8 protein-coding genes are annotated in these 17,771 nt (G+C 73.5%); 1 reads left to right on the top strand and 7 read right to left on the bottom strand.

From position 1 onward, the window contains the following. From ACIRDU_RS38395 to ACIRDU_RS38365, 7 genes are all read right to left on the bottom strand, one after another. Nucleotides 1-1,386 (bottom strand): condensation domain-containing protein (locus tag ACIRDU_RS38395; RefSeq protein ID WP_403588831.1); only part of this gene is annotated, 1,386 nt, incomplete at its 3' end. Between the two features lie 16 nt (nt 1,387-1,402). Then, the gene (locus tag ACIRDU_RS38390) at nt 1,403-6,955 is read right to left on the bottom strand and encodes an amino acid adenylation domain-containing protein (protein ID WP_403588829.1); all 5,553 of its coding nucleotides are present in this window, start codon (nt 6,953-6,955) and stop codon (nt 1,403-1,405) included. Further along, nucleotides 6,952-8,289 carry a serine hydroxymethyltransferase gene (gene glyA / locus ACIRDU_RS38385; RefSeq protein ID WP_403588835.1) on the bottom strand — a complete coding sequence of 446 codons (1,338 nt, stop codon included), beginning with the start codon at nt 8,287-8,289 and terminating at the stop codon, nt 6,952-6,954. The genes ACIRDU_RS38390 and glyA overlap by 4 nt, the downstream gene beginning before the upstream one ends. A 486-nt stretch (nt 8,290-8,775) precedes the next feature. Beyond that, nucleotides 8,776-12,681, bottom strand: a complete 3,906-nt coding sequence (locus ACIRDU_RS38380) for an SDR family NAD(P)-dependent oxidoreductase (protein ID WP_403588827.1) — start codon at nt 12,679-12,681, stop codon at nt 8,776-8,778. Continuing rightward, nucleotides 12,678-13,466 (bottom strand): alpha/beta fold hydrolase, encoded by a 789-nt coding sequence (locus ACIRDU_RS38375; RefSeq protein WP_391215493.1) that lies wholly within the window; start codon nt 13,464-13,466, stop codon nt 12,678-12,680. The genes ACIRDU_RS38380 and ACIRDU_RS38375 overlap by 4 nt, the downstream gene beginning before the upstream one ends. Before the next feature lie 399 nt (nt 13,467-13,865). Next, entirely contained in the window at nt 13,866-14,885 is a 1,020-nt protein-coding gene (locus tag ACIRDU_RS38370) for a ParB/RepB/Spo0J family partition protein (RefSeq protein WP_403588824.1), read from the bottom strand. Between the two features lie 438 nt (nt 14,886-15,323). Next, nucleotides 15,324-17,300: a hypothetical protein gene (locus tag ACIRDU_RS38365; protein ID WP_403588822.1), complete on the bottom strand. Its 1,977-nt coding sequence runs from the start codon at nt 17,298-17,300 to the stop codon at nt 15,324-15,326. Nucleotides 17,301-17,598: 298 nt separating this feature from the next. On the opposite strand from ACIRDU_RS38365, the gene ACIRDU_RS38360 reads away from it, so the two are divergent. After that, on the top strand, nt 17,599-17,771 hold a 173-nt coding region (locus tag ACIRDU_RS38360), incomplete at its 3' end, for a hypothetical protein (protein WP_403588833.1).

Genomic DNA, 17,771 nt, shown 5'->3' with positions numbered 1-17,771 from the left:
CTGGGTGGCGTTGTACTCCTCGAGCAACAACGCCCGCTCCGCCGGCTCCAGCACCTCCACACGCCCCACCGGCACCGACGGATCAGCGACCAGCTTCCGCAGCACCGTCACAAAGCGCTCGCCGATGGACTGCACCGTCGTACGGTCGAACAGGTCCGTGGCGTACTCGATGGTGCCGCGCGCCCCGCCCTTCCCGTCAGGGGCGATGTTGAACTCCAGGTCGAACTTGGCGGTGTCGTTGCCGAGCTGTTCGAAGTCGAGCCGGGCCTCCAGGCCCGGCAGGTCGATCTCCGGGCTGGAGATGTTCTGCCAGGCGAAGAAGACCTGGAAGAGCGGGTTGTAGGCGGTGGACCGCTCGGGGCTGAGCCGGTCCACCAGCATGTCGAACGGCGCGTCCTGGTTGTCGTACGCCTGCAGTGCCTTGTCCTTGACCTGTTCCAGCAGCTCGTCGAACGTGGGGTCGCCGGCCAGCCGGACCCGCAGCACCCAGGTGTTGACGAAGAAGCCGATCAGGCCGGACAGGTCCTCGTCCACGCGGCCCGCGATCGGCGAGCCGACCGGTATGTCCTCGCCGCCGCCCAGGTGGCGCAGGAGGACCGCGAGCACCGACTGCAGCACCATCGACACGGTCATGCCGCGCTCCTGCGCCACCCGCTCCACCACCGCGCGCAGCTCCGGCTCGATGCGGAACTCCACGTGGTCGCCGGCGTGCCCGGCCACCGGCGGACGGACGCGGTCCAGCGGCAGGTTCAGCGGCTGTCGGAGGTCCGCCAGCTGCTCCTGCCAGTAGGCCAGCTGGCTGTTGAGCTCCGAGTCAGGGTCGGTCTCGTCACCGAGCATCTCCCGCTGCCAGAGCGTGTAATCGCTGTACTGGACCGGCAGTTCCTCCCAGTCCGGTGCGTGGCCCGCCAGCCGGGCGGTGTACGCCTCGGACAGGTCCTTCAGGAGCGGGACCGCCGACTCGCCGTCCGCCGCGATGTGGTGGAAGAGCAGGACGAGCACGTGCTCCCGCGGCGATGATCGCAGCAGGCGGGCCCGGACCGGGATCTCCTCGTACAGGTCGAAGGCGTACGAGATGAGCTGCTGGACCGTGTCGTCCACCTTGTCCGGCTCCACCGGCACGACCGGCAGGTCGGGGATCGTACGGACCACGCCGTCGGAGCCGCCGGTCTGGCCGGCCGGCAGGATCCGCTGGAACGGGACGCCGTCCTGCTCGGACAGGACGGTGCGCAGGACCTCGTGGCGGGCCACGACGTCGCCCAACGCCGCGGTGAGCGCGGGGACGTCCGGTTCACCGCTGAGGTGCAGCGCGAGCGGCACGTTGTAGGTGGCCGATGCGCCTTCGAAGCGGTCGAGGAACCACAGCCGGCGCTGAGCGTAGGACAAGGGAATCACGGTGGGTCTACTCCTTGGTCATCTTGCGCAGACGGGGCCGGCTCTTGGTGGCTGCTACGGCCTGGACGTGACCCGAGAGCTCCGCAATCGTCGAATACTGGAAAAGGGTCCGGATCGAGGTCTCGATCCCGAGGGTCTTGCGCATCCGGCCGAGCAGCCGGGTCGCCTTCAGCGAGTTGCCGCCGAGGGCGAAGAAGCTGTCGTCGATACCGACCCGCTCCACGCCCAGGACCTCGGCGAACAGGGCGCACAGCGCCTCCTCCTGCGGGGTGCGGCCGGGCCGGGGCCCGTCGGCGGCGGGAGGGGTGCCGGGCTCGGGCAGGGCGTGGTGGTCCACCGTGCCTTCCGGGGTGAGCGGCAGGTCCCGGAGGACCGTCACCGTCGGCGGGACCATGTGTGCGGGCAGCCGGTCGGCCACGAAGTCGCGCAGCGCCTGTCCGGTGGGGGTGGCGTCCGGCAGGGGGACGGCGTACCCGGCGAGCTCCGGAGGGCCGCCTTCCGGACCGGGGCGGGCCGTCACGGTGGCCCGGGAGACCTCCGGGTGGGCGGCCAGGGCCGCCTCGACGTCGCCGGTGTGCACCGGTCGGCCTGAGATCCGCACCAGGTCGTCGGTGTGCCCGGCGTACTCCAGTTCGCCGTCGGCGCTCCAGCGGGCGAGGTCGCCGGTGCGGTACATGCGCGAGCCGGGCGGGCCGTAGGGGTCGGCGACGAACCGGTGGGCGGTGAGCGCCGCCTGCCCGTGGTAGCCGACGGCGAGGTCGCCGGCCAGATACAGCTCGCCGGTGACGCCCGGCGGCAGCAGCTGGAGGCCGGCGCCCAGGACGTAGGCGCGGACCGCGGGCAGGGGGCTGCCGAGCGGGACGGGGCCGGTGTCGGGGTGTCCCTCGGCGGTGTTGAGGGCGGTGGCCGGGACGGTCGCGGCGGTGCCGTAGGCGTTGACCACCCGGATCCCGGCGATCCGCTCACGGATCCGGCGGACGAAGGAGCCGAGGAGCACCTCTCCGGTGAGGACCGCGGTGCGGACCCGGAGCGGTGCGGTGGTGCCGTCCAGGATCCCGGCGAGCAGCGGGGCCGAGGTGCTGATCACCTCGCCCTGCCAGCCCTGCGCCGAGAGGCCGGACATGTCGCGGGGCACCTCGGCGGTGGCGCCCGCGCACAGGGTGCCGAGGATCTCCAGGGCCGCGGCGTCCACGTGCCGGGAGAGCGCCAGGACCCGGTCGCCGGGGGCTATTCCGGCGACCGCGGCGAAGCGCCGGATCTCGGCGTTCAGCAGCTTCCAGGGGACCGCGGCGCCGTCGGAGGCCTCGGCCGGGTAGCGCACCCAGGCGAGCTCCCGGGGCAGCGGGGCGGGGGCGTCCGGGACGGGGTCCGGGGTGTCGGCGTCGTCGGTCAGCCGGTCGAAGGAGACCGTCGGGATGGTGGCGAAGGCCGGGTCCGGGGCGGCGCCGGGGGCGGTGACGGCCAGTTCGGGCTGGGCCTGGATCAGGGCGGTGGTGCGCCGGGTGGCGTCGGCGGCCGGGTCGGTGAGGACCCAGCCGGCGCCCGCTTTGGCGGTGGCCAGCAGGGCGACGGCCAGCTGCGGGGAGCGCGGCAGAGCGAGTGCCACCACCGTGCCGGGCCCGGCGCCGAGGCGGGTCAGGCCGCGGGCCGCCCGGTCGGTGAGCGCGTCCAGCTGCTGGTAGGTCAGCGAGGTGTCGTCGCCGGTGAGTGCGGGCGTGCCGGGCGTTGCGGCGGCCTGTCGCCGGAACAGCTCCACCACGCTCTCGTCGTCCTCCGCGGGGAGCACGCCGCCCGCAGGGTAACGGGCGGTGAACAGGTCGCGTTCGGCGGGCAGCAGCACGTCCACCGAGGCCAGCTTGCGCTCCGGGTCGTCGGCCAGCTGCCGCAGCACCAGGTGGAAGCGGGCGGCGATCTCGCCGGCCGCGGTGCGGTCGAAGAGGTGCGGCTGGTACTGCAGGGTGAGCCGGTCGTCCTCGACGATCAGTGCCAGCGGGTAGTTGGCGCCGCCCACCGAGTCCACCGAGGTGACCTCGAAGCCGGCCGCCCGTGCCGCCTCGCCGGTGCTTGCCTCGTCCGTGGGGAAGGACTGGAAGGCCACCAGGGTGTCGAACAGCGCGTCCAGACCGACGGCCTGGTGGATGTCGGTCAGGCCGTGGTGGTGGTGGTCGAGCAGTGCGGTCTGCCGCCGTTGGAGACCGGTCAGCATGGCGGCGGCGGTGTCGCCCGGCGCGCAGCGCACCCTCACCGGGAGGGTGTTGATGAACAGGCCGACCATCGACTCCACGCCCGGCAGGGTGCCGGGACGGCCGGAGACCGCCGCGCCGAACACGACGTCCCGGCGTCCGGCCAGCTGGGAGACCAGGACCGCCCAGGCGCCCTGCACCAGGGTGTTGACGGTGACGCCGAGGGAGGAGGCGGCGCGGCCGAACTCCGTCATCTCGCCGGGCGCCAGCGGCAGCTGGATCTCCCCCACCTCGGCGGCCGCGGGACGGACCCCGGCCTCGGGCGCCACCAGGGTCGGCCCGTCCAGGCCGGCGAGTTCCTCCGCCCAGGCGCGGGCGCTCTCCTCGCGGTCCTGGCTGTTCAGCCAGGACAGGTAGGAGCGGTAGCCGTGGGCCGGGCCCTCGCCCTGGCCGCCGGCCGCGTACAGCCCGGGCAGCTCGCGGGCGATGACCTGTTCCGACCAGCCGTCCAGGACGGCGTGATGGGTGGTCAGGACGAGGACGGCGCGCTCCGGCCCGGTCCGGACCAGGGTCATGCGCAGCAGCGGCGCGGTGGCCACGTCGAAGCGGTGGGCGCGGTCCTCGGCGAGGAAGCGGGCCAGTGCCTCGTCCCGTTCGGGGTCGGTGAGGTCGCCGAGGTCCTTCTCCTGCCAGGGCAGGACGATCCCGTCCTGCACGACCTGCCGCAGCTCGCCGGAGGTGTCCGGGGCGAAGGCGACCCGCAGACTGGCATGCCGGTCCAGCAGGGCCTGCCCTGCCGCCCGCAGCCGGACGGCGTCGACCGGGCCGGTGAGGTGGTAGACGGTCTGCAGCTGGTAGGTGTCGGCGCCGCTGTCGCCGAGCATCGACTCGAAGAGCATGCCGGACTGCATCGGGGTCAGCGGCCACACCTCACTGAGCCCGGGGTAGGCGCGGCGGAAGGCGGCCAGGTCGGCGTCGTCGATGTCGGTGAGCGGTCCGGCCGCGGTCGGCTGCTCCGGTTCTCCGGCGGGAGCGGAGGCCACGGCGAGCGCGGCGACCGTGCGGAGCTCCAGGACCTGCCGAGGGGTGACGGCCAGGCCCCGGGCGCGGGCCCGGGTGACCACCTGGATGGCCCTGATGGAGTCGCCGCCCAGCGCCACGAAGTCGTCGTCGGCGCCCACGCGGTCCAGGCCGAGCACGTCGGCGAAGACCTCCGCCAGATGCTGCTCGAGCCCGGCGGCCGGGGCACGGTAGGCGGCGCCCGCCGACTCCGGCTCGGGCAGCCCCTTGCGGTCGACCTTGCCGTTGGGCGTGAGCGGCAGCGCGTCCAGCGGGGTGATCACCTTGGGCACCATGTAGGCGGGCAGCTTCTGCTCCGTCAGCTCCCGCAGCGCTTCCAGGACGCCGGTGCCGGTCCGCTCCCCGGCGTCGGTGACCACATAGGCGACCAGCTGTCCCCGGTGAGCGAGGACCGCGCTCTGCTGCACGTCCGGGTGGGAGCGCAGCACCGCCTCGATCTCGCCGAGTTCGATGCGCAGCCCGTTCAGCTTGACCTGGAAGTCCTTTCGGCCGAGAAGTTCGATCAGGCCGTCGGCGCCGTACCGGGCCATGTCGCCGGTGCGGTAGAGGCGTTCGGTGACTCCGGCGTGGGTCCAGGTGAAGAAGCGTTCGGCGGTCAGTTCGGGGCGGTCGAGGTAGCCGCGGGCGACGCCGGTGCCGGCCAGGTACAGCTCGCCGGGGACGCCCGGCGGGACCGGCTGGAAGGCGTCGTCGAGGAGATAGGTGCGCTGGTTGGCCATGGGACGGCCGTAGGGGATGCTCGGCCAGTCGGCGCCGACCTCTCCCACCTCGTAGACCGTGGAGTGGATGGAGGCCTCGGTGGCGCCGCCGAGAGCGAGGATCCGCATGCGCGGGGCGACGCGGCGGGCGCGGTCGGGCAGTGGGACGGGAATCCAGTCGCCGCCGAGCATGGCGGCGCGCAGTGAGGTGATCGGGGCGGCGCCGCTGTGCTCCAGGTGGTCGACGAGGAGTTCGAGGAGGGCCGGCGCGGTGTTCCAGACGGTGACGCCGTGGGTGGTGACGAGGTCCACCCAGTGGGCGGGGTCCTTGGCGCGGTCCGGGTCGGGAACGACGACGGTGCCGCCGGCCGCGGTGATGCCCAGGTATTCGTAGACGGACATGTCGAAGCTGGGCGAGGAGAGCGAGAGCACCGCGTCGCCCTCGCCCGCGTGGAAGCGGGAGTTGAGGTCGGCGAGGTTGTTCATCACCCCGCGGTGCTCCAGCGCGATCGGCTTGGGGGCGCCGGTGGAGCCCGAGGTGTGGATGACGTAGCAGAGGTGGTCCGGCCCGGCGAGCGGCTCGGGATCGTGGTCGGGCAGCCCGGAGAGGTCGGTGCCGTCCTCGCCGAGCAGGACCGGGGAGGTCTGGCCGTCCGGGAGCCGGTCGGCCAGGGACCGGGTGGTGACGCTGACCGTGCAGGCGGTGCCTTCGGCCATGGCGGCGATGCGTCCGGTGGGGTAGTCGGGGTCGAGGGGGACGTAGGCGCCGCCGGCCTTGAGGATGCCGAGGATGCCGACGAGCAGTTCGGGCGAGCGTTCCAGGCAGAGACCGACCCGGACGTCGGGACCGACTCCGAGGGTGCGCAGGTGGTGGGCGAGGCGGTTGGCCTCGGTGTTGACCCGCTCGTAGGTGAAGTGCTCGCCGCGGTGGATCAGGGCGCTCGCGCCGGGCCTGCGGGCCGCCTGCGCCTGGAACGTCTCGTGGAGGCAGCCGGCGGCGGCCGGAAGGTCGGTCTCGGTGCGGTTCCACTCGACGAGGACGCGGTGCAGTTCCTCGTCGGAGAGCAGCCGGAGGGTCGCGGCCGGTTCCTCGGGGCGGCTCGCGGCGTCCTGGGCCAGGGTGGCGAAGTGCCCGAGGAGCCGCTCGGCGGTGGCGGCCTCGAAGAGGCCGGGGTCGTAGAAGAGCGCCAGGCCGCCCCGGTCGTCCACGGTCAGCTGCAGTTCGTACGGTCCACCGGGCTCGGCCGGTCGGTCGGCGGTGGTGAACCGCAGGGCGACCGGGGTGGTGCCGGTGACGGGCCCGGTGGTGAGGGCGGCGGTGATCCGCCGGAGGGTGGACTCGCCGGTGACGGTGATGCGGACCTGCTCGGTGCCGTCCGGGCCGGTGCGGGCGAAGGAGAGGTCCTGCTGGCCGGTGCAGCGGAACAGCAGCGCGGCGAAGGCCGCGGTCAGCGTCTCGGCCCGGGCCGGGGCGGTCGTCCCGGCGAGGAGGGCGGAGGCGGACCGTGCCACGGCCGAGCAGCGGGGCAGGGCTCCGGGGCGGCGCGGCCGGTCGGCCGGCAGCAGCACCGGGGCGGTGTCCTTACGGTCGTGGTTCACTGGCCGGCTCCGATCAGGGGGGCGGGGCTGCTTTCCCGGATCTCCAGGGGCAGCGGGTGGCGGGCGCACAGCTCGCGCACTTCGGCGCGGAATCCGGCGGCCTGTTCCGGGTCGATGCGGTACTCGGTGTCGCCGAGCGGAACGGTGGCGTTCAGCACGGCGTGCACCAGACGGGCGCAGTGCCGGGTCTGGGCGGGGCCCATGCCGCGCTGGGCGAGGATGTTCGTGCCGAGCCGCAGGCCGCTGGTGACCAACGGCGGCTTGGTGTCGCCGGGGATCCGGTTGCGGTTGGCGAGGATCCCGCACTCCTCCAGGGCGCGTTCGGCGACCACCCCGGTCAGCCCGTACTCGCCGATGTCGAGCAGCACCATGTGGTTGTCGGTGCCGCCGGTGAGCACCCGGTGGCCGAGGTCGGCCAGCTCGTCGGCGAGGGCGGCGGCTCCGGTGACGGTCAGGCGGGCGGTCTCGCGGAACGTCGGCTCGGCGGCCAGCGCGAATGCGCGGGCTTTGGCGGCGATGGCCGCCGGGCTGGGGGTGCCCTGCGACTGCGGGAAGACCGCGCGCTGCATCAGCCGGGACAGCGGGGTGCGTCCGTCCGGGCCGGGTGTGCGGTGCTCCTTGCCGCTCAGGATCAGCCCGCCGCGCGGGCCACCGAGCTGCTTGTAGGTGGAGGTGGTGGTGAGGTGGGCGATGTCCACCGGGCTGGGGTGCTCACCCGCCGCGACCAGTCCGGCGATGTGCGAGATGTCGGCGAGGAGGTAGGCGCCGACGGTGTCGGCGATGGCGCGGAAGCGCTCGAAGTCGACCGTGCGCGGGTAGGCACTGGCTCCGGCGATGATCACCTTCGGCCGGTGTTCGGCGGTGAGTGCGGCGACCTGACCGAAGTCGATCCGGCCGGCGCTGTCCAGTCCGTAGTGCACGGCGCGGAAGTGACGGCCGGTCACCGAGGCGGGCGAGCCGTGCGTGAGGTGGCCGCCGGCGTCCAGGTCCAGGCCGAGGAGGGTGCCGCCCGGCGGGATCAGCGCGGAGAGCACCGCCAGGTTGGCCGACGAGCAGGAGTGCGGCTGCACGTTGGCGTAGGCGGCGCCGAACAGTTCCTTGGCCCGCTCCACCGCGATCCGCTCGATCTCGTCGAAACGGGCGGCGCCGGGGTGGTAGCGGTTGCCGGGGTAGCCCTCGGCGGTGACGTTCGACAGGGCGGCTCCGCCCGCGGCGAGGACCGAGGGGTCGGCGATGCTCGCCGAAGCGATCATCGCCAAGGTGGCGTTCTGGCTCCGTACCTCGGCGTCGAGCAGCAGCGCCAGCTCGGGATCGGTGCGGCGCAGTCCCTCCATGCCGGCCCGCAGCAGCGCGGCCTGTTCCCCGTCGGCGTCCTGTCCGGCGTACCCGTGGGCGGACGGCGCCCCTTCCGTTCGCCACTGAGCGGTCATGTCGTACGCCTCTTCTCTCGTCCGGTGTGGTCGGTTCTTCCGGCGTTTCCGGTGCTTTCCGTGCCTGTGCGGCAACCGGAAAGAATTCACCCCGCCATGCCGTACCGGGGATCTCTTTCCGATTTCCGAGCGGTTCTTCGATCCGGGAACGACAGTAATCAGCGTGCACCCCTCCAACAAGGCACCGCGTTACCCCCGGAAGGGAATAACGAGCAGGCTTGGAGAGGACTTCGAGCGAGCCTCCAGAGCCTGGCGGGACACGGTTTTTTCAGCGCATGAGACAACGGCGGAAAGAATACGGAACAATCGTCTCCGTATTCTTTCCGCCGTGTATTCCCGCAGGGTCTTCCCGGGGCGGTGCGTGCTCTCTCGTGTCCGCCCCGGTCTGCCTCAGCCCGCGGCTCCCGCCGGCACCGCCACCGTCACGCCCGCCGCGGTCAGGGCCCGGCCGAGGCCTGCCACGGTGGGGTTCTCGTACAGCTCGTTGGCGGTCAGCCGGATGCCGAACTCCTCGTCGAGCCGGGCCAGCAGGCGAGTGGCCCGCAGCGAGTTCCCGCCGACGTCGAAGAACGAATCCGAGCGACCCACCACCGACTGCTGCAGCACATCGCCCCACAGCACGGCGATCCGCCGCTCCAGGTCCCCGGCCGGGGCCTCGTGTGCCTTGTGCCGGGCGGGGCGGCGCGCGGCCGCGTCGAGCAGCAGCTCGGTGCTGTCCACCACGCCGGCCGCGTCCTTGGGGATGTGGGCCACCCGCAGCAGCCGTACCGGAACGGGGAAGTCCCGCAGCACCGGTTCCAGAGCGGTGTGCACGGCCTCCGGGTCGGTCTCCCCGGCGGTGTACGCCACGAGGATCTCGCGGGTACTCAGCTCGTCGGTGGCCAGCTCGGCGAGGATCACCGGGTTCTCCGGGTCCAGGCCGACCAGGAGATAGGGGTCGGGCAGGGCGGTGGCGGCGAGGAAGGCGCGCAGCCCGTCGTCCGGACTGAGCGCGGTGAAGCCGCGCTGCCGGGCCGGGGCGGCCGACCGTCCCCGGTTCATGCCGACGCCCTCCCACATGCTCCAGGCCAGGCAGCGCACGTCCCGGCCGCGCTCGTGACGCCAGTGGTCGGCGAAGCCCACCAGGAAGGTGTTGGCGGCGGAGTACGCGCCGAAGGAGCGACCGCCGAACTCGCCGTTGACCGAGCCGAAGAGCACCAGCGAGGCCCAGGGGCGGCTCTCCAGGACCTGGGCGACGGCGAGCGTGCCGGAGACCTTGGCCCGGTACTGGCGGGCGTAACCGGCCGCGGTCTCCCGGGCCAGGGTGTGCCGTTCCAGATCGCTCCACTGCCCGGTGACGTCGGCCGCCGCCAGGTGCAGCACTCCGTCCAGAGCGCGGCCGAAGCGCTCCTCGGCGCCGTCCACGGCCGCCCGCAGGGCCTCGGCGTCGGCGACGTCGGCCGGGACGTAGTGCACTTCGCCGAGCGCGGACAGTCCGGCGAGGGCTTCCGCCTTCTCCCCGGTGGCCTCGGAGCGTCCGACCAGCAGCAGCTTCACCCCGTAGGCGGCGAGCAGGTACCCGGCCACGTCCAGCGCGACACCGCCCAGGCCGCCGGTGACCAGATACAGGCCGCCCGGCACCAGCTGTGGCGGGGCGGTGGTCTCCTCCCGCCCGAGCGGCCGCAGCCGGGACTGCCAGCGCAGCCCGTCGCGGGCCGCGACCACCCCGCCGTGGGTGCGGTCGGCGAGTTCGCCGCGGAGCGCGGCGGCCCACTGCCCACGGTCGGCGGGCAGGTCGAGCTGACGGACGGTGGCCGCGGTGACCTCGGTGACGGCGGTACGGATCAGACCCGGCACCGCGCACACCCCGAGGTCGACGCGGTCCCCGGGGCGGACGTGCACCGCGCCGGTGGTCAGCACCAGCAGCAGCGGGCGGCCGGCGCCCGCGGCGGGGCTCCGCTCCAGCGCCTTCACCAGCGCGGTGATCCTGGCCGTGACCTCGGCGAGCCGGGCGGCCGGGTCGGCGTCCTGGCCCGGGGTGGGCAGCGTCCAGCCGCACACCACGGTGGAGACCGCGCCGTGCTGGGCGGTCACCGTCTCGATCACCCGGGCCAGCTGCCCCGCGTCGTCCGGCGCGGCCCGGAAGCCGACCGGCGACTCCTGGACGTACGAGGTGCCCTCGCCGACGATCACGGTGCGGCCCTCCTCGAGGCCGAGGCCGACCAGGTCGCCGGGGCCTGCCAGGACCAGCCGCACCCCCTCACCGGGGACGCCGGTGTCCTCGGCGGCCTCGTCGAGACGGGCCCACCGGCGGCGGAAGAACCAGGTCGTGGACGGCTGCTCCGGGCCGTCCCCGTCCCGCGCGTCGTCGGCCTGGGCGGGCACCCGGTCCGCGAACCGGCCGGCCTTCAGGTCGGTGACGAGCGCGTTGCGCTGGATCTTCCCGCTGGCGGTCTTGGGGAATTCGGCGGTGGTCACCGGCACGATCAGGTCGGGGGCCAGACCCACCTCGCGACCGAGCCGGGCCCTGATGTCGCGCAGGGTGCGGTCGAGGAACTCCTCGTCCCAGCGCGTCGGCACGAAGAAGACGACCAGGCGGTCCGACCCCTCGCCCGGCTCGCGCACCCCGGTGGCGGCCGCGTAGGTGACACGGACACCCTCGGCCTCCTCGATCACGTTCTCCAGCTCATGGGCGACGTAGTTGGCGCCGCGGACCACGATCTGGTCCTTCTTCCGGCCGGCGATCACCAGGTGTCCGTCGTGGACGAAGGCCAGGTCGCCGGTGCGGAACCAGCCGTCGGCATCGAAGGCGGCGCGGTCGGCCTCCGGGTTGCCGTGGTAGCCGCGCATCATGGTCACGCCGCGGATCTGCAGCTCGCCGATCCGGTCCTGGGGCAGGGTGGCGCCCTGCGCGTCCACCACCCGGATCCGTACGCCCGGCAGCGGGGCGCCGACGGTGGAGAACGACACCGCGTCCTTGCCGCTGCCGCCGCGCTCGGCGAAGCGCAGATCACCGTCGAAGGAGGACGGGGCGACCACCACCGTTCCGAGCCGCTCGTCGTCGCGGCTCTGGGTGGCGTAGGTGACGCCCGAGCAGGTCTCCGACATGCCCCAGGCCGGGGCCATGGCGTCGGGCCGCAGCCCGTGCGGGGCGAGCAGCTGGAGGAAGCGCCGGCAGGTCGCGGCGATGACCGGCTCCCCGCCGTTGGCGAACTCACGGACGGTGCTCAGGTCCCAGCTGCCCGCGGCGATCCGGTCGGCGTACTCGTTGACGAGGTTGAACGCGAAGTTCGGGGCCCAGGTGTTGGTCGCCCGGTAGCGGTCGAGGAGGTCCAGCCAGAGCAGCGGGTCACCGAGGAAGTCGTCGATCCGGCCGTTGACGTGCAGGCAGCGCAGGAAGACGTCGCGGATGTTGTAGAAGACCATCGTGACGTGGTCCAGCGGCATCCAGATGACGCTGACGTCGTCCTCGGTGTAGCCGCGGCCCTGGGCGGCGGCCCAGGTGCGTGCGGTGACGCTCGCGTGCGTGTGCTGGACGCACTTGGGGACGCCGGTGCTGCCGGAAGTGAGTAGGTTGATCACCGGGGTGTGCCCGGTGGCCGGGTACCAGTCGTGGTCGGCCGGGTGTGCGGCGAGCTTGTCCACCGACAGGACCCGGACGGTGGACTCGCCCCACAGGGTGCGCACCTCGCGCAGCGCGGGCGCGGTGGCCTCGTCGGTGAGCAGCACCGGATGGCCGCACAGCTCCCAGGCGCCGCGCAGCTTGCGGTTGGCCTCGTTGTGCGCGGTGTACGTGGTGGCCAGTGCGACCGGGGTGGGGACGAAGCCTCCCATCACACACGCCCAGAACGCGGTCATGTAGCTGCGGTGGTCGGCGAACAGGAACAGCGCCGCGTCGCCCGGTTCCAGCCCGGCCGCGCGCAGTCCGGCGAGGACCCGTTCGGCCTCCGCGAGGAGCTCGGGGTAGGTCTGCAGCTCCGGCTCGTGGCCCGCGCGCACGTACACCGTGCCCTTGTCCGGGGCGAGTGCGGCGGCCTGCCGCAGCGCCTCCTGGAGGGTGGTGGCACCGCCTTCGGGGACGGTGAGATCGCCGCCGTACAGCTCGGAGGACGGCTTGCCGCCGGCCGCCTCGGGCGGCGCGGCAGCAGCGTGCGGTGCGGGAGCGGTCACCGCCGCGGCACCCGTAGGCGGTGCCGGGGCGAGCGTGCGGGCGCTCTGCCGCACCACCGCCACCGCCTCCTGCACACCGGGCACCGCACGTACTGCTGCCGCTATCTCCCTCACCAGGGACGGTTCCATCGCTCCGGACCCGCTCATGACACCGCTCCCGCCGTCTCGGGCTCGAGGACGGCCCGGCCGATGTGGTCGATCAACTCGGCCGCGTGGCCGAGGAAGTAGAAGTGGCCGCCCGGGAAGAGCCGGGTGGTGAACTCGCCGTCGGTCTGCTCGCGCCAGCCGTTCAGGGTGTCCAGCGGCGCCCGCGGGTCGTCGGTCCCGCCGAGCACCGTGATCGGGCTGTTCAGACGGGCGCCGGGAGCGATCTCGTGGTGCTCCCACAGGTCGAAGTCGGCCCGCAGCGTGGGCAGCAGGGACGCCATCACGTCCTCGTCCGCGGCGATCTCCGGCTCGATGCCGCCCAGCCGTACCACCTCGGCGGTCAGCTCGTCGTCGCTCAGGTCGTGCAGAACTCGTACCTGCCCGCCGCTGGCCGGGGCGGGCTGCGCGGACAGGAAGAGGTGGCGGGGCTGGGGTCCGCCGCGGTCCCGCAGCGCGCGGGCCAGCTCGAAGGCGAGCACCGCCCCACCCGAGTGCCCGAAGAACGAGAAGGGGCCGTCCAGGACCGGGCGCAGCGCCTGGGCCAGCACCCGCACCAGCGGGCCGACCTCGGTCACCGGGTCCTCCGCGATGCGGTTCTGCCTGCCGGGCAGCTGGACCGCGGCCAACTCGATCTCCGGCGGAACCAGCCCGGCCCACTCGGCGTAAGCACCGGCACCGGCTCCGGCATGCGGGAAACAGATCAGCCGGTGACGGTGGGTCCCGCCCCGCGGCGCCCGCCAGATGTACGGCGTCTCGGCCACCAGTTCCGGATATGCGACAGCCATTTCTCACACCTCACCGTCGAAGGGGTCCCGGCCGGTGGCCGGGGATATGAATTCCACTGCGCCTTGCTTGTTCATCGCGCTCCTCGTACTCGTCGCACGGAATTTCCGTGAGAATTCAGGGTTGCCGCTGGTGATTGCTTTCCGGGAAACCTCCCGGGACCTGCCGTGTGGCTTTCCGGGCCCGTTTCCGCGCCGGCCTGCGTATCCGCCACCAGGCCGCTCGCCCGGCGGCCGTTCGGACCGACCAGCCCACCACCCGGTTGCGGCACAGGCGGAGGATGCCCGGGTTGTCCGGGGCGACCCGGGCCCGGTGGGCGGGCGGCAGGCCCGCGGTGTGCGGGCGGCCCGGGGACGGGACACGGCGCGTGGCTGGGGCGGGCTGGTGGGATCGGTGGCTGCTCACGGGCACCGCAGCTCCAGCTCGTGGGCCAGCCGCAGCCAGTGATCGGCGCAGCGGCGTGCGGCCTGGGCCAGGGTGTGCGCGCGGTGGGCGGGGACGCTCTGCGCCAGCCGGCTCCACCGCTTCTCGTCGCCGATCGTGTGGAGGCCGAGAAGGTGGAGCAGCGTCCGGCCGGCCTCGGTGCGCAGCGAGGGGTCCTTGCCCAGTTGGGGCAACATCAACGCGAGCGCGGCGTCCGACGTACGGGTGGCCGGGCGGCCCGGGGCAGCCCCGCGCGCCGTGCCGGGTGCCGGGACGGTACGGGTTCGCGGGGCGACCGGGTCCTCACCGCGTCGCATGCGGTCGCGTACGTCCTTGGCGGTGGCCGTCGCGATACCGGCCTGCTGGGCGATCTCCCGCAGCGAGGCCTCCGGGCGGGCGGCGATGATCCGGCTGGCCCGCTGCCGGCCCTCGGCCGCGTGCAGCGGCCGGACCCGGCCGTCCTTGCCCATCCGTGCGTTCGACTGTTCGCTCTGCGAGGTTGAACGCCGCCGGACGGCCGCGACCGTTCCGGCCGCGAGGCCGGTGTCGGCCGCGATCCGCCGGTCGGACCAGGTGGGGTGCGCCGCCAGGATCCGGGCCGCGGCAGCGGTGCGGTCGGCCAGGGTCAGTGGCAGCCCATGGGTGACGTTCAACCGCACTGCGAGGGCGAACGCGTCCTCCGGATCCCCGTCGAAGAACTCCACCTCCACTTCGCTCTCGCCGCGCAGCCGGGCGACGCGCAGCCGGTGCATACCGTCGATGACGCGCATCGTCGGCCGGTGTACGAGCAAGGGCGGCAGCGGCGTCTCCAGCGCGGCGAGCAGCTTCACATGCGCCTCGCTCTCCCCCTCCACCCGAGGCGAGTCGGAGGGTTTCAGTGCGGCGAGCGGGACGGTGGGGCGCCGCCCCGCGGTATGCGGTCGGGCCGGGGCCACCCGGGCAGGCGCCGCGTCCGTGGATGCCGCGGCCTCGTCGACCAGGGCGAGCCGGGGGTTCACCGGGTCACCTCGCTGTGCCGCGGCCCGGTGGCACCGTTGTGCGCGTCGAAGACCTTCATGACGTGAAAGTTCCTCCCCCAGTGACGGACCGCCCCAGTACCGGAGCTCCCGCAGAAAAATACCAGCCTGCAGGTTTTTTATCGACCCAATCGCGCAAGCTTTCTGTGGGAAGCGAAGCTGCTGCACCCGACCGTCCGCCCGATAGATCCGTGGCAGCGCACCCGCAGGTGTCAGCGCATCTCCGAAACCCGCAGTTCAGACCTGCTCACCGGCGAGTCTCGGCACCCTCGCCTCCACCGGCGACGCTCTGCGGGACCCCTGCCCGAGAAGAGGAGTGCGGCGGGAAGCCACTCCCGGGAGCCAGGGATGACGGAACCATACCCGCGTGGCGGTTTCAAAGGTCCTTGAGTGGTCCTGGAGCGCGACAGCCCCAGGACCTCAGTGCGAGGAGTCGGCCCGGGTCTCTGCTGCTGCTGCGGCCAGCGCGGCGGCGAAGTCGGTGGCGCCGGTGGCGGGCGCGGCGACCACGACCGTCGGAGCGGGTCCGGCCACCCGGTGCGCGAGCGTGCAGGCGGTCTCGGCCTCCCCGCCCAACGTGCCCAGAACGCGCAGGTCGCCCTCGGGGAGGCGGTTCCGGGTGGGGAGAAGGACAACGCGCTCGGGGCCACGGTAGGCCCGGGCCAGCCTGGTGTAGTACGAGCGGTCGACGCCGGGGGCGGCCAGCAGGGCGACAGTGGGGACGGCTGAGACGGCGGGCGGGGCCGGGGCTCTGCCACCTGGCCCGGGTCGCGGGAGCTGTCCGGGCCGGATCCCCGGCCGCAGCACGACCGGCGCCGCTTGCGGCGTCGGTCCCAGCCGGGGCGGGCGCAGGACGACCCGTCCTCCTGGTGCCGGAAGGAGGGCCAGGGCCTCCGCCACAGTGACGGGGGGCCGGGGCCCGGACAGGGCACGCAGGAGCAGTTCGACGCGGGCCAGCACGAAGGCGGCGCCGTCCGGCGCGAAGCGGTGGGACAGAGTGAGGACGAGTCGGCCGTCCTCGTCGTGATGGGCGCAGAGGGTGACGGGGTGGACGGTGTCCGCGCCGAGGGACTCGGGCAGGGTGACACGGACGCCGGCGGCGGCGAGTTCCCGCGCGGTCGCGGTGTGCTCCCGCAGAGGGTTCTCAAAAGTGACCAGGGTGTCGTCCAGGGTGCGGCCGGGGGGAGTCCCGGCACGGACGAAGTGGTCGACGGCGGTGTCGCGCAAAGTGGCGGTGAGCGCGGCGAGGGTTTCCCGGGGGTCGACCAGGACGGTGACGGGAAGCACGGTGCGCAGCGCGCCGGGAAGGCCGCAGGTGCCGTCCAGAGCGACCGTGCGGCCGGGGACCGCGGCCGCGAACCGCACGGGGACGGGCTCGTGGGCCCCGGCGTCGTGGTGCAGCAGCAGCGCCCAGACCGTCTGGACCACGGTGGATTCGGTGCAACCCCATCTGCCGGCCGCCGTACGAAGCGCTCGGGTGCCTGCCGTGGTCAGCCGCAGCCGATGGTGGCCGGTGCCTCCGGCGCCGGCGAACACACGGGGGGCTGCAGGCAGGCCCTCGTCGGGGTGTCGCGTGGTCAGCCAGTCGGCCAGGTCCCGCAGATCGGGGCGGCGTTCACCGCCGGGCAGCCGGCCACCGGCCCGGTAGGCGCGGGCGAAGGAGCGCAGCAGCAGCCGCACACTGCGGGCGTCGAGCAGTGCGAGATGAAAGGTCAGCACGATCCGCGCGCCGGTGCGGTGGTGGAGCACGGTGATCCTGAGAGGGCCGGGACGGCGCGGGTCGACGCCGCGTGCGGGATACCGGAGTTCCGGCTGGGTGCCGTCCAGGACACGATGGGCGGTGATCTCGGGTTCGACGGTGTCGAGGACCAGGATCCGGGGGTGCGGGCCGTCGTCGAAGCAGCTGCGCAGCACCGCCTCGGCGGCGAACACCGCTCGCCAGGCGGCGGTGAACACCGGGAGTTCCAGGGGGCCGTGCCAGTCGAACGCCAGTTGCTCGCTCTGCCGTCCGGGTTCCGGCGAAAGGTCGTGCTCGGCGAGCAGGGCGCGCTGCAGCGGGGTGGCGGGCGTGCCTGCCACGGGCAGCCGCGCGGCACGGGCGATGACCCGGTCGGCGAGGGCACCCCTGACGCGGGGGGCGGCGCCCGGCAGGTGCAGCAGATGTCGGCCGGCCCCTGCGGGCTCGAGCCGGGGGTGCGCGGCCCGGTCACCGGAGGAACCGGGCCGATCCTGGTCCCCGAGGCCTTCCTTCGGTTCTCGGAGGACCTCGCCGAGGTCGTCGGGCCCGAGCGGGCCGAGCAGGTGCACAGCCGGCGCGTCCGGGTGGTCCGGACGGCCCGGGCACGTGGTCATGGCGGACCGGGCGGCCCGCGGAACCGGGAATTCGCTGGTGGTCATGGCAGGTGCGGGGCGCGCCACGGCAGCCCCGTGCCCTCCCCTCCTTCTGTGCGGAAGCGCAGGTCCAGCATGCTCCGAGCGAGCCCGCCCTCGCTGACCCGGCGCTGGAGAACCGGTGGAAGGCCGCCGCCCGGCCACGGTGGCCGGAGTTCCGCTCCAGAGCCGCTGGAAGCGGCCTCCACCCCCGCCCGACCGGTCGTACCGTGCACCCGTCCCGCTCCGCGGACCGGCCCCGCAGACGCCGGGGCCGCACCTTCGGGACCCCGCATCCAGCCGCCTCCAGGACGAGGAGCTCGCCATGGGAACACCGGGTCCGGCACGGGCCGATCGCGTTCATCCGTACGCGCCGGCCGACGACTTCCACGTCTTCGACACGACCCTGCGCGACGGCGCCCAGCGGGAGGGCATCAACCTCACCGTCGCCGACAAGCTGGCCATCGCACGGCACCTGGACGACTTCGGGGTGGGCTT

Source organism: Streptomyces sp. NPDC093598 (assembly GCF_044764825.1).
Taxonomy (GTDB): domain Bacteria; phylum Actinomycetota; class Actinomycetes; order Streptomycetales; family Streptomycetaceae; genus Streptomyces.
The sequence above is the reverse complement of the archived record's forward strand: the minus strand, read 5'-3'. Positions and strand labels throughout refer to the sequence as shown.